This window comes from Breoghania sp. L-A4, from assembly GCF_003432385.1.
Taxonomy (GTDB): Bacteria; Pseudomonadota; Alphaproteobacteria; order Rhizobiales; family Stappiaceae; genus Breoghania.
Window position 1 is genome coordinate 3,687,765 of sequence record NZ_CP031841.1, and the last position, 19,154, is coordinate 3,706,918.

13 protein-coding genes are annotated in these 19,154 nt (G+C 63.0%); 7 read left to right on the plus strand and 6 right to left on the minus strand.

Annotated elements, in window-relative coordinates; all coding sequences use genetic code 11:
* Positions 1-315: 315 nt before the first annotated feature.
* Positions 316-2,064, minus strand: a complete 1,749-nt coding sequence (locus D1F64_RS16830; RefSeq protein ID WP_117414671.1) for a radical SAM protein — start codon at positions 2,062-2,064, stop codon at positions 316-318.
* Positions 2,065-2,289: 225 nt separating this feature from the next.
* Between D1F64_RS16830 and D1F64_RS16835 the strand changes: the two genes are divergently transcribed.
* A complete protein-coding gene (locus tag D1F64_RS16835; protein ID WP_117413359.1) occupies positions 2,290-2,607 on the plus strand; it encodes a DUF2293 domain-containing protein in 318 nt (105 codons plus the stop codon).
* Positions 2,608-2,717: 110 nt separating this feature from the next.
* Here D1F64_RS16835 and D1F64_RS16840 read toward each other — a convergent pair whose 3' ends face one another.
* Both D1F64_RS16840 and D1F64_RS16845 read right to left on the minus strand, forming a co-directional pair.
* Positions 2,718-5,312, minus strand: a complete 2,595-nt coding sequence (locus tag D1F64_RS16840; RefSeq protein WP_117413360.1) for a M10 family metallopeptidase — start codon at positions 5,310-5,312, stop codon at positions 2,718-2,720.
* A gap of 58 nt (positions 5,313-5,370) precedes the next feature.
* Positions 5,371-5,736 carry a hypothetical protein gene (locus D1F64_RS16845; protein ID WP_117413361.1) on the minus strand — a complete coding sequence of 122 codons (366 nt, stop codon included), beginning with the start codon at positions 5,734-5,736 and terminating at the stop codon, positions 5,371-5,373.
* Between the two features lie 545 nt (positions 5,737-6,281).
* On the opposite strand from D1F64_RS16845, the gene D1F64_RS16850 reads away from it, so the two are divergent.
* The gene (locus tag D1F64_RS16850) at positions 6,282-6,929 is read left to right on the plus strand and encodes a hypothetical protein (RefSeq protein WP_117413362.1); all 648 of its coding nucleotides are present in this window, start codon (positions 6,282-6,284) and stop codon (positions 6,927-6,929) included.
* A 362-nt stretch (positions 6,930-7,291) separates the two neighbouring features.
* Here D1F64_RS16850 and ettA read toward each other — a convergent pair whose 3' ends face one another.
* Positions 7,292-8,944 carry an energy-dependent translational throttle protein EttA gene (gene ettA, locus D1F64_RS16855; protein WP_117414672.1) on the minus strand — a complete coding sequence of 551 codons (1,653 nt, stop codon included), beginning with the start codon at positions 8,942-8,944 and terminating at the stop codon, positions 7,292-7,294.
* A gap of 248 nt (positions 8,945-9,192) precedes the next feature.
* On the opposite strand from ettA, the gene D1F64_RS16860 reads away from it, so the two are divergent.
* From D1F64_RS16860 to D1F64_RS16875, 4 genes are all read left to right on the plus strand, one after another.
* The gene (locus D1F64_RS16860) at positions 9,193-9,450 is read left to right on the plus strand and encodes a hypothetical protein (RefSeq protein WP_117413363.1); all 258 of its coding nucleotides are present in this window, start codon (positions 9,193-9,195) and stop codon (positions 9,448-9,450) included.
* Positions 9,451-10,110: 660 nt separating this feature from the next.
* Positions 10,111-12,567, plus strand: coding sequence for an EAL domain-containing protein (locus D1F64_RS16865; RefSeq protein WP_162901619.1), 2,457 nt, complete (start codon positions 10,111-10,113; stop codon positions 12,565-12,567).
* Between the two features lie 93 nt (positions 12,568-12,660).
* On the plus strand, positions 12,661-13,971 hold the full coding sequence (locus D1F64_RS16870; protein ID WP_346432257.1) for a lytic murein transglycosylase: 1,311 nt from the start codon (positions 12,661-12,663) through the stop codon (positions 13,969-13,971).
* A 478-nt stretch (positions 13,972-14,449) separates the two neighbouring features.
* Positions 14,450-15,244 (plus strand): DUF2189 domain-containing protein, encoded by a 795-nt coding sequence (locus D1F64_RS16875; RefSeq protein ID WP_117413365.1) that lies wholly within the window; start codon positions 14,450-14,452, stop codon positions 15,242-15,244.
* Positions 15,245-15,612: 368 nt separating this feature from the next.
* Here the strand turns inward: D1F64_RS16875 and D1F64_RS16880 are convergent, their stop codons facing one another.
* Together D1F64_RS16880 and cyoE are read right to left on the minus strand one after the other, a co-directional pair.
* Entirely contained in the window at positions 15,613-16,620 is a 1,008-nt protein-coding gene (locus D1F64_RS16880; RefSeq protein ID WP_205470511.1) for a hypothetical protein, read from the minus strand.
* A 515-nt stretch (positions 16,621-17,135) separates the two neighbouring features.
* Complete coding sequence (gene cyoE, locus D1F64_RS16885; RefSeq protein ID WP_117413366.1) at positions 17,136-17,999, minus strand: heme o synthase; 864 nt, start codon at positions 17,997-17,999, stop codon at positions 17,136-17,138.
* A 199-nt stretch (positions 18,000-18,198) separates the two neighbouring features.
* Between cyoE and coxB the strand changes: the two genes are divergently transcribed.
* The gene (coxB, locus tag D1F64_RS16890) at positions 18,199-19,065 is read left to right on the plus strand and encodes a cytochrome c oxidase subunit II (protein WP_117413367.1); all 867 of its coding nucleotides are present in this window, start codon (positions 18,199-18,201) and stop codon (positions 19,063-19,065) included.
* Positions 19,066-19,154 lie beyond the last annotated feature (89 nt).

Sequence of the window (19,154 nt, forward strand, 5' to 3'; positions counted from 1 at the left end):
TCGAGAGACCCGGATACTCCGCCGCGCCAACAGCCTAGAGCGTTTCCTTGTCAAATGGACCCATTCTGCGGAGATGAATTTTGTCGAGGATCAAGAGGATTGGCGAAGGGCATATCGCGGATATGGCCGAGACGGGCCTCGCCGATAATCGGGAAAATTCATCCCGCCCAAAGGGTTGGTCGAAACCGGCCGTCCGCCGCGTCAACGGCCTCCGCCGTAGCATGGGCTACGCCGTTCGCCCGTTTCCTCGCGGATCGAACCGGTTTGGACCAACAGAATTGATCCCATTTAACAAGGAAACGCTCTAGCACTGTCCTATTCCGCCGCCGTCCGCGCCGCGGCGCGCAGCTCCTTGTCGCGGCGCGACTTGGCCACCGCCGCCTTGCCGCCGTCGGTCTGGGTGAACATCTCCATCGCGTCGAGATCGTCCATGACCGCCGTCGACAGCGCCTTGTCGGTGTAGCTGCGCCGGTCGGGCGCGCGCTTCACCCGCCGGTAGCGGAAATAGACCTTGAGGAACTCCATGCCGTAGGCGAGCTGCTTGGCCAGCGATTCCACGAAAAACTTCGGGTAGAACACCAGCGGACTCTCGATCGGCATGCCGGAGCGCCGGTCGCGGCGGTGTTTCAGGCGCATGTAGCCGCCCTCCAGCGGATGCACGCCCTCATACTTCACCATCAGGTAGAACCACATCATCAGGAAAAGCTTGTTGCCGGGGCGACCCTTCGGGTGCGCGGCCGCGCGCTTGAGGATCGTCTCGACATGCTCGGGCGAGTAATAGGCGTCCCACGCTTCGCGGTAGACCTGCTCCCATTCCGCATCACTCATCTTGCCATGATGCGACACGCGGTGGTTGAGATCGTACTTGTTGAGATCCGGATCCATCCACTCACCCTTCTTGTAGAGGGTGAGATGATCCTCGGAACCGGGCAGCGGCGTGAGGAAGAAGAACTCCAGGAGATCGAGCGGCAGCTCCTTCTGGATGATGGCGATGTCGCGCAGGATGCTCTCGCGCGTGTCGCCGGGAAAGCCCAGGATGTAGCCGGCATAGGTGGTGCAGCCGTGATCGCGCCAGGCCTGCAGCATATCGCGGTATTCGGTGATCTTGTTCTGACGCTTCTTGGCGGCGATCAGATTGTCGGGATTGATGTTCTCAAGCCCGATGAACACCCGGTTGACGCCGGCGCGCGCGGCCTTGTCGACAAAGCCCTTGATCTGGTGACACAGCGTGTCGACCTGGATGATGAACTTGATGTCGAGCTTCTCGACCTCGCGCATGGTGATCAGCCGGTCGAAAAACGCCTCCCACTCGCGGTTGCGGGCGAAGTTGTCGTCGGTGATGAAAAACCGGTTGATGCCCTGCGCGAGATTGTCGCGGATGATGCCTTCCAGATCGTCAGGCGAGCGGAACCGGCTCTTGCGGCCCTGGACGTTGATGATGGTGCAGAACGAGCACTGGTAAGGACAGCCGCGCCCGAGATCGAACGACGAATGCGAGCCGGCGGTGCGCCCGACATGCTGGTTGGGCAGGATCGGTGTGGGTTCGCCAACGAGACCCGGCAGATCCTTCATGTAGTTGTAGAGCGGTTTCAGTTCGCCCTTGTAGGCGTCGCGGAAAACCTCATCGAGACGTCCCTCCTCCGCTTCGCCGGCAAAAAAGCTGATGCCCTCGGCCTGGGCTGCGACCATCTCGGGCGGCATTTCGGGAAGCATCGAGATACAGCCCGACACATGGAACCCGCCGATCATGACGGTGAGCCCCTGGGCACGGAAGCGCCGCGCCAGATCGACCGCGCGCGGAAACTGGTTGGATTGAACGCCCACCAGGCCGATCAGCACCCGGCCCCCGTCGCGGCGGAGCTGGCGCGCGATCTTTTCCGGCCGCACCCGCCGGTTGGTCTCGTCAAACGTATGCAGACGGATGTCGACGCCGGGACCGAGAATGTCGCGCGAGCGCGCGTCCTCGGCCAGACCGTTCAGGCACGCCAGCGTGTTCGACGGAATGGCGGAGCGCAGCCACTGGATCGGATAGCCATCATCGTCATAATGAGTCGGCTTGATCATGACGAAGTGGAAGGTGCCCGCATCCCCGCCCGAGATCTCGACCGGGCTCGCGGGAGTCTGGGGAGAGGTCGTGGCTGAAGCCACGTCGCTGGCGATATTTTGCATGTCGACGGCACTCCAAAGCGGTACGGGTCTAACGAAGGCGACCGCTGCCAGTCTGAGGACTGAGCAACTGTTACGCAAGGTGAATTGTAACAGACGCGGGATCGCCCACGGGAAGTGGCTATGAGCGGCGGCACCAAGAGACAAAGAGATATGCGCAAGGCGTTGCGAGCCCTGGTGCCGCTTGTACCCTATGACGAAGCGGAATGCATCCTGGAGCAGGCGCTGGCCGGTCACCTGCGCCATCTGCCACCGTCCATCGCGGTCTGGCTGGCGGCCACCAGCCGAATCCGCCACGCCCATACAGACTACGACGATCTTCTCGGCGATGGCTACGATCGCGATGCGGCGCGCTTTTTCACATGCGATGCCATCAACGGCGTGCTGACGACGTGGGGCAGCGCACGGCAGATCGGCGAGACGGAAGAAATCGAGGAATAGGCAGCCGGTGCCGAAGGTCGCTCCCAACGGGTCCTGCCATAACACGCGCCGGAAGCCCGAGCCGCGAGGCGCGGAGCCCGCCGCCGCAGGCTCCGCCCTTTGAGCAAGTCTCAGGCGAAAAGAAAGTCATCCGACATGAGAAGCGTGTGGTCGACGTTCAGCAGTGTGATGGACACATCGGCGAACTGCACCAGAGCGTTGGCGCCGCTGTCGGTGATCGTCAGATCGCCGAAACTCGATGCGCCGGAGAGAATCCGGATGTCGTCGAGGCCGAGCTCGAAGTCGGTGATCGTGTCGCTGCCGTCGCCGGTGTTGAAGATGAAATCGTCAGCGCCCGTGCCGCCGCTCAAGCGGTCGTTGCCCCCGCCGCCGGCCAGTTCGTCGGCACCGGCACCGCCACCCATCCAATTGATCCCGGCAGAACCGGTCAGGATATCGGCGTAGCTTGAGCCTTCGAGATGCTCGATACGCAGAAGCTGATCGCCCTCGGCGTCGCCACCAGACTCAACCAGCCCGTCGCCCAGATTGACGCTCACCCCGGCCGATGAGCCCGCGTAGCTCACCTTGTCCCACCCGCCCTGACCGTCGAGACGGTCGGCGCCGGCGCCACCTTCGAGCGTGTCGTTGCCATCGCCGCCAAACAGGTAGTTGATACCGGCGCTGCCGATAAGGGTATCGCTGAAAGCCGATCCTTCGAGATGCTCGATGCGCAACAGCCGGTCGCCCTCCGCATCACCGCCGGACTCGACCAGCCCGTCGCCCAGATTGACGCTCACGGCGGCCGATGAGCCCGCGTAGCTCGCCATGTCCCACCCGCCCTGACCGTCAAGCCGGTCGGCGCCGGCGCCACCTTCGAGCGTATCGTTGCCATCCCCGCCATACAGGTAGTTGATGCCGGCGCTGCCGATAAGCGTGTCATGAAACGCCGATCCTTCGAGATGCTCGATACGCAGCAGCTGGTCGCCCTCCGCATCGCCACCGGACTCGACCAGTCCATCACCGAGATTGACGGTCACAGCGGCCGATGAGCCCGTGTAACTCGCCCTGTCCCAGCCGCCCTGACCGTCAAGACGGTCGGCGCCGGCGCCACCTTCGAGCGTATCGTTGCCATCCCCGCCATACAGGTAGTTGATGCCGGCGCTACCGATAAGGGTGTCGTCGAAGGCCGATCCTTCGAGATGCTCGATACGCAACAGCAGGTCGCCCTCGGCGTCACCGCCTGTTTCGGTCAGCCCGTCGCCGAGATTGACGGTCACAGCAGCCGACGAGCCCGCGTAACTCGCCCTGTCCCACCCGCCCTGGCCGTCGAGCAGATCGGCGCCGGCGCCGCCTTCGAGCGTGTCGTTGCCGTTACCGCCATACAGGTAATTGATGCCGGCGTTGCCGATAAGCGTATCGTGGAAGACCGATCCTTCTAGATGCTCGATACGCAACAGCTGGTCGCCCTCAGCGTCGCCGCCTGTTTCGGTCAGCCCGTCACCCAGATTGACGGTCACGGCGGCCGATGAGCCCGCGTAGCTCGCCATGTCCCAGCCGCCCTGACCGTCGAGCAGGTCGGCGCCGGCGCCGCCTTCGAGCGTGTCGTTCCCAAGGCCGCCGTACAGCATGTCGGCGCCGTTGCCGCCTTGCAAGGTGTTGTTTGCCGCATTACCGGTGATCGTGTCGTCGCCGGAGCCGCCAATGGCGTTCTCAATCAGCGAGCGGGTATCGCTTTGATATTGCAGCGCATTGAAAATGTTGCCACGCGAGTAGTTGCCGTCCCCGAGATAGGCGAGCTGAACGGCGCTGAACACCGAATGCTCGCCGGGGCGCAAGTCCAGCATCAGCGCGGTCGTGTAGCTGCTGAGATCATACGTGTCGGTGCCGCCGCCATCCCAGACGGTCGCGAAAATCCGGTTGCCGCCCGCATCGATCGCGACTGCACCATTGACCAGCGTGTCGCCGGAATTCGGATTCCACTTGTAGACCGTGTCGCCGCTGTTGGTCGTGAAGTCCGCGCCATACATGTGCTGCAGCGCGGCGATGTCCGCCATCATGTAGGACTGCGCATAACCATAGGTCTCGTTGGAATAGCCGCCGATCAGCGGATCGTTCACATAGGAACGATAGGTCATCACGGAATATTCCATGGAATCGTAGGCCGCCGGCGTCGGCCCGGCGCCGGAGTTTTCCTGACCGTGCTTGAGACCAAGCGCATGGCCGATCTCATGCAGATGGGTATGCCAGGCGTAATTGCCCGCCACCGGCGTGCGGTAGATATAGCCGCTGTAAGAACCGAACCAGACGTCCCCGTTGTCGCCGGACGGACCCGTAATATAGTTGCCGGGAAAGTCAGCGACCTGGGCTGTTCCGAGACTTGACGACGACGTTTCGCCAAAACGGATCTCCGCCGTCGAGCTGTTGGTGCTCCCCAGCGAAGCCACATTGATCGCGGTAAATCCTTCGAGCGAGAAACCCGCGCTCGCGGACGGCCCGTCATCCGCACTCAGCGCAAAATGCGCCGCTGTCTGCTGGGCCGCGGTAATGGCGTTGAAATTGGCGGGCAGATCCTCGTTGCCCGTGCCGGTATAGGAATAGGCGGCGGAACTCGTCGAAAACGAATAGTACAGCGTCGAATCGGCCCATGCGTCATAGGTGAGAACGCCATCAATGAATTGATTTCCGGTCGAGGCGACCGACTTGGTGGTGTTTCCCGTTCCGCTCATCGTATGTCCTCAAAATTGGAAGTCAGACCACTCAGGCAATGCAACGGCGCCCTGAGGGTCAGTTGGGGTTGAAGTCTTGCCGGTCCTTGTCAGTCGACCCGCGTGCCTTGTCTTGCCGTCTGCGCGCCTCCTCCGCCAAAGGATGGTCGGGATGCCGCAGAATGAACAGTTCGTAGCCCTCCGGAGTGTCGCGACGCACGGCCGCGTCGAACTCCTCACGAACGGCAACGTCGCCATCGCGCGCCGGGCGCGCGGTGCTTGAAAAGCTGCCGTCACCGGCAGCCCGCCCGCTGGTTCCATCCCCGGCAAACACCATCGGCGGGAAAGGGCGCCCAGGCAGAAGCAACCCCAGCACCAGGAAGACGACACCCGCAAGGAGAAGGGGCGAGCGGGATGCAGACCGTTTCGGCATCACGTCGACCATGGCTTCGCAGGGGTTCGGATTTCCAGGCACGATTGCTCCAACAAGCCGCAATACTCGGTCACAAGAAAGCATTGATCGCCAAAATCAATAAATCTATCGTTTCATCCGCCGCCGCCGCTTGTCACACACCGTCATCGTACAACGGCCCTGCCCACGATGGCTTAACGCGACGAAACATCCCCAATCCTGCAACAATTGCCATGGACCGGCAACCGCCGAATGACCGGAAACGGCAAAATGTGGGCGCAACGGGGTCGCGGTTGGTCGCTTGGCACCCGCGAGGCTTGCGCCGCGAGACGGCCAGCCACCCAAAAATGACGCAAAGGAATATATGATACCAAGTTCAATTCACAGCTTTTCATCAGAAAAGGAGAGTTCAATTTGACCTGAAAACATGCAATACAAACCACATTCAGAGTATATATGCGATATTTATTAATAACAGTGAATTTTCAAAATATGAAAAATTGAACAAAGGAGCGGCATCATGAAGCCCTCTCATTCGTACTACTGGTTTTCGCGGCGCTTGTTACGCCAATGAATCATTGGCGACGTCACAACAGCCACAGGTCGTCTACTATGACCAGACCGTCGGCGAGATCAAAGCCCGCCTGGCCGTCAACCTGCTCGAACTCTTCGACAATCCGGTCTTCATGGACACCGGCGCTCCAACGGAAACGCTCGTCATTCCCGGGCCGGAGGCACTCGAAATACTCAGGGGCGCCGGCTACGGCAGACAAAACGACCTGCGGGGCGATTTCCGGACCATCGAGGCGGTTCTCTCCGCCGACGGCGCGCTGGCGATCTACATGCCGGAGCCGAGGCTGCGCGAAGGGTCGGACGGCTTCCTCTACATCCCCACCCCGTCCGACAGCACCATTGTCGGTCTCGAAGAGGTCTTTGCCTGCGATGGGCTGTATTTCCATGTCGGCGGCGTCTCCGTGCGGGGCGACTCGTGCTCATGGCGCCGCTGCACAGGCCAGCGCGGCGGCAAGAAATGCACGCGGTGCGGCTGCGTCTACGACGGATGCCGCGCGGTGCCCTGCGATATCTGCCGTGACAGCGCCAGCATTTCCGACGATGTGCTCATGGACCGCCTGACGCAACTGTGTCGCGCGGGAGACACCTGCCGCGAGTTCGAGCCCTTCGTCTCGCCGCAGCCGCTCCTGAGCCGCATCGGCAAGCCCCTCTAGAGCGTTTCCTTGTTAAATGGAATCAATTCTGTTGGTCCAAACCGGTTCGATCCGCGAGGAAACGGGCGAACGGCATAGCCCATGCTACGGCGGAGGCCGTTGACGCGGCGGACGGCCGGTTTCGACCAACCCTTTGGGCGGGATGAATTTTCCCGATTATCGGCGAGGCTCGTCTCGGCCATATCCGCGATATGCCCTTCGCCAATCCTCTTGATCCTCGACAAAATTCATCGCCGCAGAATGGTCCATTTAACAAGGAAACGCTCTAGGCCCCGGCACGTAGAAAAGCCGGGCGCAGGCTCGGAACGCGAAACGGCGGGTCTTGCGACCCGCCGATCCGTCTGTGCGAAAATCCTGGGCGCCTAACGCGTCAGCGGCTTGTACTTGATGCGGCGCGGGTCGGCGGCGTGTGCGCCAAGGCGGCGGACCTTGTCCTTCTCGTAGTCCTCGAAGTTGCCCTCGAACCATTCCACGTGGCTGTCGCCCTCAAACGCCAGCATGTGGGTGGCAAGGCGATCGAGGAACATGCGGTCATGCGAGATGACCACGGCGCAGCCGGCGTAGTTTTCCAAGGCGTCCTCGAGCGCCGCCAGCGTCTCCGTGTCGAGATCGTTGGTCGGCTCATCGAGCAACAGCACATTGGAGCCGGTCTTCAGCACCTTGGCCAGATGCACCCGGTTGCGCTGACCGCCCGACAGATTGCCGACCTTGGCCTGCTGGGCCGGGCCCTTGAAGTTGAAGGACGAGCAATAGGCACGTGAGTTGATTTCCTTGTCGTCGAGATAGATCACCTCGGCGCCGCCGGAAATTTCCTCCCACACGTTCTTCTCGGGATCCAGTGAATCGCGCGACTGGTCGACGAAGCCCAGGTGCACGGTGTCACCGATCGTGATCGTGCCCTGATCCGGCTTCTCCTGGCCCGTGAGCATCTTGAACAGGGTCGACTTGCCCGCGCCGTTGGGGCCGATCACGCCGACGATGCCGCCGCGCGGCAGCTTGAACGTGAGATCGTCGATCAGCAGCCGGTCCTCAAACCCCTTGGAGACATGCTCGACCTCAATGACGTTCTGACCCAGCCGCTCGCCGACCGGGATCAGGATCTGCTCGATCGACGGCATCCGCTCTTCCTGCTTGGAGATCAGATCGTCATAGGCCCTGATGCGCGCCTTGGACTTGGTCTGGCGGCCCTTCGGACTCATGCCCATCCACTCGCGCTCGCGCGCGATCGCGCGGTTGCGGGCCATGTCCTCACGGCCCTCCTGCAGCATCCGCTTGGACTTCTTCTCCAGATAGGCGGAATAGTTGCCCTCGTAGGGAATGCCCTGACCACGGTCGAGCTCGAGGATCCAGCCGGTGACATTGTCCAGGAAGTAGCGATCATGGGTGATGATCAGCACGCTTCCCTTGAACTCGCGCAGGTGGCGTTCCAGCCAGTGCACGGTCTCGGCGTCGAGATGGTTGGTCGGCTCATCGAGCAGCAGCAGATCCGGTTCGCTGAGCAGCAGCTTGCACAGCGCCACGCGGCGGCGCTCGCCACCCGAAAGAGTGGTGACTTCGGAGTCCGAAGGCGGGCAACGCAGGGCTTCCATCGCCATCTCGACCTTGCTTTCGAGATTCCACAGGTCTTCCGCGTCGATGAGATCCTGCAGCTTGCCGCCTTCTTCCGCCGTCTCGTCGGAATAGTTCATCATCAGTTCGTTGTAGCGGTCGAGAATCGCCTGCTTGTGGGCAACGCCTTCCATGACGTTTTCCATCACGGTCTTGCTCTCGTCGAGCTGCGGCTCCTGAGACAGATAGCCGATCTTGGTGCCCTCGGCCGCCCAGGCCTCGCCGGTGTATTCCTTGTCGAGTCCCGCCATGATTTTCAGCAGGGTCGACTTGCCCGCGCCGTTGGGGCCGAGGATACCGATCTTCGCGTCCGGATAGAAAGACAGATTGACGTTGTCGAGGACCTTCTTGCCGCCGTCGTAGGACTTGGACAGTCCGTGCATGTGGTAGATGAACTGCCGCGCCATGGGCTCAAAATGCTCCGAAAATGGGGTGGGAACGTTGGCCGCACACATAAGCGAAGCAAGGGCGAAGAGCAACAAACGCGCTTCAAAAAGACGCACGAAATTGCGCGTATTCGTCAAATTCGCCAACCGCCGGCACGATCCGGTCTGGCGCGCGTCGCGGACGGCGGCGCGTCCGGGCACCTTTACCGATCGTTTAAACCTTTTGTTGACTGTCTCTCTGCTGGGACACAGTCCAACCGGAGTATTTTATGCGTAACAACAGCGTTTTCCGTCTCGTGGTCCTGACCGGCCTCGGCCTTTCGCTCGCCGCCTGCGGCTCCAGCCGCCTGGAGCGAAGCGCGAGCGGCGCGGGCATCGGCGCCGCGGCCGGTGTTGGTGTGGCGGCCATTGCCGGCGGACCGATCCTCGCCGGAGCAGCGGTGGGCGCCGTGGGTGGTGCCGTCATCGGCGCGGTCACCGACGAGTGCCAGATCGATCTGGGACCCCGCCGCCCCAAGAACTGCTGATAACAAATCAGCCGCCGCGGATGTGACCGCGGCGGCTGACGACAGATGACACTCTGGCGAAGCGAAGGGGAAGCGGATCAGGCCGCCAGCACCCGGTCGAAGACGCTCCTTGACCTCGGGGGCGACAACCGCTTGCCCATCTCGCCGGCCAGCCCGTGGCGTTGAGCGCCAGCAGGATGGTCTGCGCCGCGATGTCGGAGATCAGCCCGATGACCGAGCCGATGGCCTCGGCGGCCCCGGCCAGCCCGCGCACGGACTCGCTGGTCTTGTGCGCACCGCCTGACGCGCGATATCGCGGGACTTGGTGGCCTGCTGGCCGATTTCGGTGATCGAGGCGGTCATGTCCTCTGTCGCGGCGGCGCGGACCGACATAAGTATAAACTACATAAGTATATATATGTAATTTTACGATTTCTAAGACATGTTGACGCAATATGCCAACGTTAAGAAAAAATACGTCGTTACTCAGATAATATACCGACTATCGAAATGATGCTCGCCTCCCAGCGACCTGCGGCACCCGGATCGCATCCAAGAATTGCTTGTCCGGACCCTGGTGATCAACGGGTGACGCATCAGTCCGCTACGGCATCGGCCACGGCTTGTTCGAACATGCAGTTGACGAAACACGAGGCACATGCGCGGCGGCGGAGAGCTTTGTTGAGCACGAACCAAGACACCCACCAGGCACGCAATGCCGGCGCGCGGCGCCAGACGAAAGCACGGGACATTGCGCATGCCTGCAAGGCAATGTTGCACAGCCTTGTCGCCGCTCTCGGCGTACACCTGCCGAACACCGACCACATTCCCGAGCCGTTGGCCGGCAAGATCAGAGCCGGGCAGATCGCGGCGATCCTGCGCCTGACGCCTGTCATGATGATCGCCAACCTGCTCAACGTCGGCACCGTCGACTGGCTGTTCTGGCAAAGCGATCATCAGGTGTTTCTCATTGCCTGGTCCGCTCTGACCATCACTCTGGCCGTAACCGGCCTGCGGTCCTGGTGGCGCAACCGGCCGCTGCTGCAAAATGACGGCCTGCCGCGACGGTCGCGCTCGTCCAAAAGCATCCGCCGCATGATCATCAATTCCGCCGTCTTGGCGCTGCTGTGGAGCATGGTGCCCATAACGCTGTTCGCGCAGGCGGAACCCGGCGCCCGGATGTTCATCGCGGTGCTGACCAGCGGAATGATGAGCGCGGGCGCGCTGGCGCTGTCCACCGTGCCGCTGGCGGCGCTGACCTACACATTCATGCTGGCGCTGGCCTCCGCCTTCGCGCTGATTTCGGCCGCGGAACCCGTTCTGGTCTACATCGGCGTCATCTTGCTGATCTACACATGGATCCTGGCCAAGACCACCACCTGGAAGGCCGACATGTTCATCAGCCGCCTGATCGACCAGGCACAACTGGTGAAACAGAACGAGTTGATCGGCCTGCTGCTGCGCGATTTCGAGGAAAGCGCCAGCGACTGGCTGTGGGAAATCGACGAACAAGGCCGGCTACAACACGTCTCCATGCGTCTCGCGGCAATGCTCGGCCAGCCGGCCGCCGCGCTCCAGAACCGGCGTTTTCGCGAGGTTTTCTGCCCCCACGCCGGACATGCGGGCACGGGCAACCTGCAACTGGTCGAAGACCTGATCGCCAAGCGCGCGCCGTTCCGCGACCAGGTGGTGGCCGTAACCATCGGCGGAATCGATGGCTGGTGGTCCCTGTGCGGCAAGCCGGTGTTCGATGAGACAGGCGCCTATCGCGGCTATCGCGGCGTGGGATCCGATGTCACCCAGAGCCGCCGCGCGCAGGAGCGCATCGCCCAGATGGCGCGGTTTGACGGATTGACCGGGCTGCCCAACCGGGCGCATTTCCGCGAACTGTTGAGCGCGCGGATCGCCGGCGAGGCGGCCACATCGCCGCCCGCGCTGATCTGCATCGACCTCGACCAGTTCAAATCCGTCAATGATTCCATGGGACATACGGTCGGCGACCGGCTTCTGGTCTGCATTGCCGGACGGCTGACGGACACGGTCGGCGATACCGCCATCGTGGCGCGTCTGGCGGGCGACGAATTCGCGGTGCTGCCGTCCGGCCCGCTGCGCGAAGAGGACGTTGTCGAACTCGCCAGAAAGGTCATCGCCATCATCAGCCTGCCCTACCAACTGCATGGAAAACAAGTACAAATCGGCGCGAGCGCGGGCATCGCCCTGACCGGCGACGGCGCCTGTTCGCCCGAGCAGCTGATGAACAACGCCGACCTGGCGCTCTACACCGCCAAGAACGAGGGCCACGGTCAGTTCCGCGTCTTTGGTCCCGCCATCGACGCGGAGGTGCGCAAGCGCCGCACCATGACCGAGGATCTGCAGGCGGCCCTGAAGGCGGACGAATTCTCCCTGCATTATCAACCTGTTATTTCCGCTTGCGACAACTCCCTGAGGGGTTTCGAGGCGCTGCTGAGATGGACCCACCCGGTCAAGGGGGCGATCAGCCCGGCCGACTTTATCCCCGTGGCCGAGGAAAGCGGGCTGATGGACGAGATCGGCGCCTGGGTGATCCGCACCGCCTGCGCGGAGGCCGCAAGCTGGCCGCGCGCGGTCACGCTGGCGGTCAATCTGTCCCCGACCCAATTCCACAACGCGCAACTGCTCAACATCATTCTCGGCGCACTGGGCACCAGCGGCTTGTCCCCGCGCCGGCTGGAGCTGGAGATCACGGAGACGGCGCTGCTGACCCACAGCACCGCCACCGTCAACACGCTCAACCACCTGCGCTCCATCGGCGTCAGGATCGCGCTCGACGATTTCGGAACCGGCTACGCCTCGCTGTCCTATCTGCGCGGCTTCCCCTTCGACCGGATCAAGATCGACCAGTCCTTCGTGCGCGACGCGATCGAGCGGCCCGATTGCGCGGCGATCGTCAAGGCGACCATCGGTCTGGCCGCCAGCCTGGGCATGGCCAGCACGGCCGAGGGCGTCGAGACCGGCGCGCAGTTCGACTGGTTGCGCGACCAGGGATGCACCGACGTGCAGGGCTATCTGTTCAGCCGGCCGCGCCCGGCGGAGGACCTGCCGAAGATGTTCGAGCAGGGCGAGAAACTCTTCGCCGATGTGGCGCGCAAGGTCGCCTGAGAGCGGCCGCAGCTTGACGCACCCCGGCCTTCGCGGCGCGGCCTTCGCAGCGCGAAGAAATGATCCCGCCGCCGGTTCCCAGACGCGGGTCCGATGCTCTATCCTGCGGCGATGAAACCACACGCCACCCCCGCGCGCGCGCCGGCTCCGCATCCGCCGGCAGGCTTGCGCGCCGCCGTTCTTCTCCTGGCGCTCGCGTTCTGCTTCGCGGCGCAGCCCGCCTCCGCCGCACCGTCGAAAGCCACTGTTGAAGCGCAGTTCCGCAGCTGGCTGGCACGGGACCTCTGGCCGCGGGCGAAGGCGCGGGGCGTCTCCAGAGCCACGTTTGACACCGCATTTTCCGGCGTCGCGCTGGACTGGAAACTCCCCGACCTGCGCGCCCCCGGCGCGCCCGGACAGGCTCCGAGAACCCAGCAGCAGGCGGAATTCCGCAGCCCGCAGCGCTATTTCAGCGAAGCCAATCTGAACACGCTGGTGGCCCATGGCCGCACGCAGCTTGCCAAATGGCGCGACACGCTGGCGGCCATCGAGCAGCGCTACGGCGTCTCCAGCCGCATTGTGGTGGCGATCTGGGGCCGGGAAACCGGCTTCGGCGCCGCAAGACTGCCGCACAACGCCATCCGCGTGCTGGCGACGCAGGCCTTCATGGGCCGGCGCAAGCAGGTGTTCGAGGAGGAGGTGCTGGCGGCGCTGGAGATTCTGGAACAAGATCATTTTCCCGGCGACGCGCTGAAAAGCTCCTGGGCCGGCGCGCTTGGACATCCGCAGTTCCTGCCCAGCAAGTTCCTGAAATTCGCCGTGGACTTCGACGGCGACGGCAAGCGCGACATCTGGAATTCGGTGCCCGACAGCCTGGCGTCGATCGCCAACTACCTGAAGGCGCACGGCTGGCAGACCGGGCGCGACTGGGGCTTTGAGGCGCGCATCCCGGAAAAGATCTCCTGCACGCTGGAGGGTCCGGAACGCGGCTGGCCGATCAGCGACTGGGTGGGCGCCGGGGCCGCGCGGATCAGCGGCCGGCCGTTTCCCGCGCACGAACTGGCGAGCCACGGCCACCTCCTGATGCCCGCCGGGCGTCTCGGTCCGGCCTTCGTCGCCACGCCGAACTTCTATGTGCTCAAGACCTACAACGAGTCCGACGCCTACGCGCTGTTCATCGGCCACCTGGCCGACCGCTTCGGCGGCAACAAGCCGTTCGTGGCGGACTGGAGCGTCACCGGCGGCTTCTCGCGCCGCGACGTGCAGCAGATGCAGCAGCGGCTGGAGCGCGCGGGCTATGACGTGGGCGGCGCCGACGGGCTGATCGGCTTCAAGACGCGCACGGCGATCGGGCTGTGGCAGGAGAAGGCGGGGCTGCCGGCGACCTGTTTCCCCGACAAGGCGCTGATCGGCGCGATCCGCTGAACACGGCTGGCGTCGGAAGGGGAGCCGTCGACGCCCCCATGACGGGAACCGCCGGGCCCGTAAAAGTCCCCGCACCTGCGGGGCAGCGGCGCGACTGCCGGAGCGCCAACCTGCGCTCGGTAATATCCCCGCTAACCCCGCACGGATATCCTGCGACCGCGGCACCCGCACTCCCGGCACGACCCGAATGAGCATTCCTCAGGCATGCACAGAAAGCGGTCATATATACGTAACTTCACGTATAAAACTCAATTCTACTGACTCAAAAACTTCTGTCGAATTCGCGCTAATTAGAAGGTTTTTAGACTGATTTTCGAGTCAAATTAGCGACGGAATTCGAATGAATGCGACAAAGTGACACGGCATGGTGTACTATAGTCCTACACTGGACGCGACAGGTGTGACTTAACAACTCAAATACCTTTACGTCACAAAATTTGCCGCGCCCGTTCTGACCTCATTCTCAGGACACGCGACCATGCCGCTCTCACCGACATTCTCCACCGCAGGCCTGCGCGCCGAGCTTCCCGCCGTCAACACGATCACGACCGACGACCTGCGCCAGGCGCTGCACAAGGGCATCGACGACTTCAAGGCCAAACCGAGCCACATCATCATGCTGATGGTGATCTATCCGATCGTCGGGCTGTTCGCCGGCCGCATCGCGGCGGGCTACGACATGCTGCCGCTGATCTTCCCGTTGATGTCGGGCTTTGCGCTGGTCGGTCCCGTCGCCGCCCTCGGGCTCTACCAGATCAGCCGCCGCCGCGAGGAAGGCCGCCCGTATGAGTGGCGCGACAGCCTCGGCATCTTCGCCAAGCCGACGATTGGCGCGATCGCGACGCTCGCGGTGTTTCTCGGCATCATCTACTTCGTCTGGCTGGCCTCGGCCATGGTCATCCACTGGATGACCTTCGGCGGACTGGCGCCGACCTCGCTGGCGCAATTCGCCACCGACGTCTTCACCACGTCGGCCGGCTGGACGCTGATCATCGCCGGCACCGCCGTGGGCTTCGTCTTCGCCGTCATCGTTCTGGCGGTGGCCGCCACCTCGTTTCCCATGCTGCTGGAACGCAACGTCTCGGCCACCACCGCGGCGCTGACCTCCGTCGCCGTCTTCCGGCGCAACCCGAAGGTCATGCTGACCTGGGGCGGCATCGTCGCGGCCGGGCTGATCCTCGGCTCCATCCCGCTGTTCGTCGGCCTGGCCATCACCATGCCGGTGCTGGGCCATGCCACATGGCACCTCTATCGCGCGGCAGTGCCGCGGTAGGGGAGCGGCGGCGAAGCGCCGGAGAAGCCTCCTGCCCCACGGCCGGCGCGCGAAATCCCCGGAGCTGTCATGCATGGGCCTGTCCCGGGCATCCATAAGGTATTGAAAGAATTGGATCCTCGGCCGAGGATGACGGGGGAGGCCGAGCGCGCGCCCTTGGCGTCCCCTCCGGCACGAGAGTCACCCGACGACCGCTCTCCAGATCCGCTGCCATCGCGCAGCGGCGCGGTGAGGTGCGCGTCTGGCAGTTGAAGTGGACGGGGACCGGGCGTTTGCTGCGGTGTGAACCAACGGCGGCTCTGCGGACTTTGCTGCCGTTGGCCAAAACAATTCTAAGGTCCGCATAATGGCGCATTGCGACCCATACCTCAGGAGAGAGCGGGATCGTCGCGCTTCCCTTGTGGATAGGTCTTCAGCACCCTCATCGCCAGAAGCGTGTTCCACCGACTGGGTTGCCGCGGTTCTTCCATTTTGAAATGCACCTGTCCCGGATGGGCGGCCTGCAGTGGCCAGCGACCATCCGGTCTTCGCTTCGACATCAGAACGCCAAAGGCATCCGCCATGCGATCGTCCCACGGTGCCCCAGCGACGCGGAAGTGATCCAGACAGCGCAGGATATTGTAATACCAACGCGGCGGGAACGACAGCTTCAGAAAACTCTTGTTGATGATCTGGCCCGTACGGTCCGATTTGAACAGCCGGTGTAGCAAGATGAAGTCTCGCGCCTTGGCTGCGGCTTGCTGCAACTCACCCAGCCTGTAGCGATAGCCAGTATCGGCATATTCCTGAATGCCCTCCAGCACGGACAGCGTGGAATGCAACGAGGAGTGGTGCGCACCGGAGCGGTTGCTTCGACAGTTAAACCCGCCATCCGTCATATGCTCGCTCAGCAAGAAGTCCACCACCGATTTCAGCTGATCTTCGGGCATTCCAAAGTAGCTGGCATAGTTCAGCACCATGCCGTTGACGCAGACATCGCTTGTTTCATTGCCGCGGTTGCAGAGTATCCCGCCATCGGGGCCCATGAGATCGGCAAAGATGTCCCGAATGCTGTCGCGGATCAGCGGGTGGTCCGGCGCGACACACAGTGTTTTAAGATCAAGCAGCGTATAGTGCGAACTGATCCATTTGGGTTGATAAAACCTGTCACCCCAAGACCCGTCAGGATTGCGGGCGGCGAGAAATCTGGCGCCCCACCCCTCAGTCGCAATCTGCGCTCTTATGTCGGGCCGTTCCTCATCCAGAAGGTCACGACACGTTTGGTACTGGATCGCTGGATCACCCTCGAGAAGCCAGTCAATGATTGCTACATCACTCATCCGAAAATGATTGCATATCAGCCCTCTTCTCATCTTGATGCAGGTCACGGGCTGCATTGCTCTTGGAGCCGCATCCCAGTTAGGCGTGTCCGCTTTGCACTGCTTCGCGGCAAATTGACCAAAGTGCAGCATTTGTCAAAATGGGCCCGAAGCGGTCCTTCGCGGCACCCGGTGCAAACGTCGGCTCCGGGCCGAAATCCGAAGTTCGATTGTTTCCTTCCAGCCCTCAGCCGTCATCCCCGACTTGATCGAGAATCCAATCCAAGTCTCGGCATTTTCCGGATCGCGTTCGAGAGCACGCATGTGCCCATTGCAGACCCTTTTGCCTGCCGCGCGCAGAGTGGATCCCCGATCAAGTCGGGGATGACATCGGTGGGTGGGATGGCGTGGAGCAGGTAATGCAGCCTGCGCACTCATGCCTGACCTGGCATCCATTCTGACAGGAGCCAGCAGGGACGTGGCCCATGATATCGTGAGGCCAGCCCGCCCCGTGACATCACGGCACGTGTCTGCGGCGCATCACTGCGTGCCGCACCGCGCACGGGATGACGGTGGCGCCGCTGGTTTGCCCCCTACCCCACCGCGCGGTCGACGATGGCGGCGGTGAGCAGCAGGCCGAGCTGCACGAAGGAGGCGAGGAAGTTGGCGCGCGCGGCCTTCGGGCCGGGGTCGCGGACCAGATCGACGCTCTTGAGAACAAAATAGGCCCCGCCCGCCAGCGCGCCGGCAAGATAGATCACGCCCATGCCGAAGACCACCGGAACCACCGAGACGGCGACCAAGGCAATGGTGTGGCCCAGCGTGATGCGCGCGGCCTTCGCGTCGCCGACGATGACGGGCAGCATCGGCACGTTGGCCGCGGCATAGTCCTTGTGCAGCACGGTCGCGAGGCTCCAGAAGTGCGGCGGGGTCCACAGAAACAGCACGACCGCCAGGGCGATGGCGGCGGGCGACAGGGCCGGGTCCACGGCGGCCGAACCGGCGAGAACCGCAAAACTGCCCGCGAGCCCGCCCACCACGATGTTCCACGCCGTGCGCTGCTTCAGCCACACGGTGTAGACCACGCCGTAGACGAAGGCGCCGGAGAAGACATAGAGCGCGGACATCACGTTGAGCGCCCAGGCGGCGGCGGCCACGGCGAACGCGAGAATGCCGAGGATGATCGCCAGCCAGGCGGGACCGGCGTGAAACTCGCCGGTGACGAACGGCCTGCGCCGCGTGCGCGCCATGCGCGCGTCGAGATCCCGCTCCGCATACTGGTTGAAGGCGCCGGCCGCGCCCGACGACAAAAACACCGCCAGCAGGAGCACGGAAACCTTCCAGGCGGGCAGCGCGGGACCCTGGGTCATCGCCATTCCGGCGGCCGCGCACAAGGTGATGGCGAACCCGATCCGCAGCTTGAAAAGCGCCGACAATTTACCAAGCGTCATGGTCATTCTTGCTTCCCCCCGATCACGCATCCGTAACAGGAACCAGATCAATAACACACCATAACCGGTTGCGGCACAATCGAATTTGTCGCCTGACCGAGCGGAAGTCTTAGTATCTTCCACGACCCATTTAACTGTGTTAACGTTCCGGCACGCATGGATCGCGAGTTCGACTCGATACGTTCAGAGTTGGGGCATAATAACCATGATAATAGCGATTGCACTGATAATATTGGCCGCCGGCTCTGTCCTTTTCCACTTCATGAGCCCCTGGTGGTCCACGCCCATTGCGTCGAACTGGGGCTATATCGACAACACGATCACCATCACGTTCTGGATCACCGGCGTGGCCTTCGTGCTGGTGGTCGGCTTCATGGTCTATTGCCTGATCAAGTTCCGTTACGTCGAGGGCCGGCGCGCGGACTACGAGCCGGAGAACAAGCGGCTGGAGGTCTGGCTGACGGCGATCACCGCGATCGGCGTCGCCGGCATGCTGGCGCCCGGGCTCTTCGTGTGGAACCAGTACGTCACCGTGCCCGAGGACGCCGTCGTCGTCGAGGTCATGGGCAACCAGTGGCAGTGGAGTTACCGCCTGCCCGGCGCGGACGGCAAGCTGGGCACCACCGCGGTCGAGCACATCGACGACAACGCCTTCGGCCTCAATCCCGACGATCCCGCCGGCCGCGACGACATCCTGATCGAGGCCGCCGATCTGCACCTGCTGCTCGACCAGCCGGTGAAGGTTCAGCTGCGCTCGATCGACGTGCTGCACGATTTCTACGTGCCGCAGTTCCGCGCCAAGATGGACATGGTTCCGGGCATGGTGACCTACTTCTGGCTGACGCCGAACAAGGCGGGCACCTACGACATCCTGTGCGCCGAGCTCTGCGGCGTCGGCCACCACGTCATGCGCGGCGAAGTGGTCGTGGAGGCGCAGGAGGACTACGACGCCTGGGTCGCCGAGCAGGAAACCTACGAGCAGTATATGGCCCGCAACGCCGCGCCTCGCACGCTGGAGGTCGCGCAAGGCGAACCGGCGGCCAAGGCGACGGCCGACGCCACGCCGCAATAGCGCGCCCGACACCGCGCCGGCGCGAAACAGACACGGACGCATCCCGTGAGCCGAGGAGCCGCTCGAGAATGGCCCCGGCGGGAGGAAAC

Bases quoted from the DNA above. Each gene is read 5' to 3' on its own strand.
- D1F64_RS16880 (WP_205470511.1), bottom strand. From the start codon at position 16,620: ATGCAGCCCGTGACCTGCATCAAGATGAGAAGAGGGCTGATATGCAAT.
- D1F64_RS16870 (WP_346432257.1), top strand. From the start codon at position 12,661: ATGCTCTATCCTGCGGCGATGAAACCACACGCCACCCCCGCGCGCGCG.
- ettA (WP_117414672.1), bottom strand. From the start codon at position 8,944: ATGGCGCGGCAGTTCATCTACCACATGCACGGACTGTCCAAGTCCTAC.
- D1F64_RS16860 (WP_117413363.1), top strand. From the start codon at position 9,193: ATGCGTAACAACAGCGTTTTCCGTCTCGTGGTCCTGACCGGCCTCGGC.
- D1F64_RS16845 (WP_117413361.1), bottom strand. From the start codon at position 5,736: ATGGTCGACGTGATGCCGAAACGGTCTGCATCCCGCTCGCCCCTTCTC.
- D1F64_RS16830 (WP_117414671.1), bottom strand. From the start codon at position 2,064: ATGATCAAGCCGACTCATTATGACGATGATGGCTATCCGATCCAGTGG.
- coxB (WP_117413367.1), top strand. From the start codon at position 18,199: ATGATAATAGCGATTGCACTGATAATATTGGCCGCCGGCTCTGTCCTT.
- D1F64_RS16875 (WP_117413365.1), top strand. From the start codon at position 14,450: ATGCCGCTCTCACCGACATTCTCCACCGCAGGCCTGCGCGCCGAGCTT.
- D1F64_RS16840 (WP_117413360.1), bottom strand. From the start codon at position 5,312: ATGAGCGGAACGGGAAACACCACCAAGTCGGTCGCCTCGACCGGAAAT.
- D1F64_RS16835 (WP_117413359.1), top strand. From the start codon at position 2,290: ATGAGCGGCGGCACCAAGAGACAAAGAGATATGCGCAAGGCGTTGCGA.
- cyoE (WP_117413366.1), bottom strand. From the start codon at position 17,999: ATGACCATGACGCTTGGTAAATTGTCGGCGCTTTTCAAGCTGCGGATC.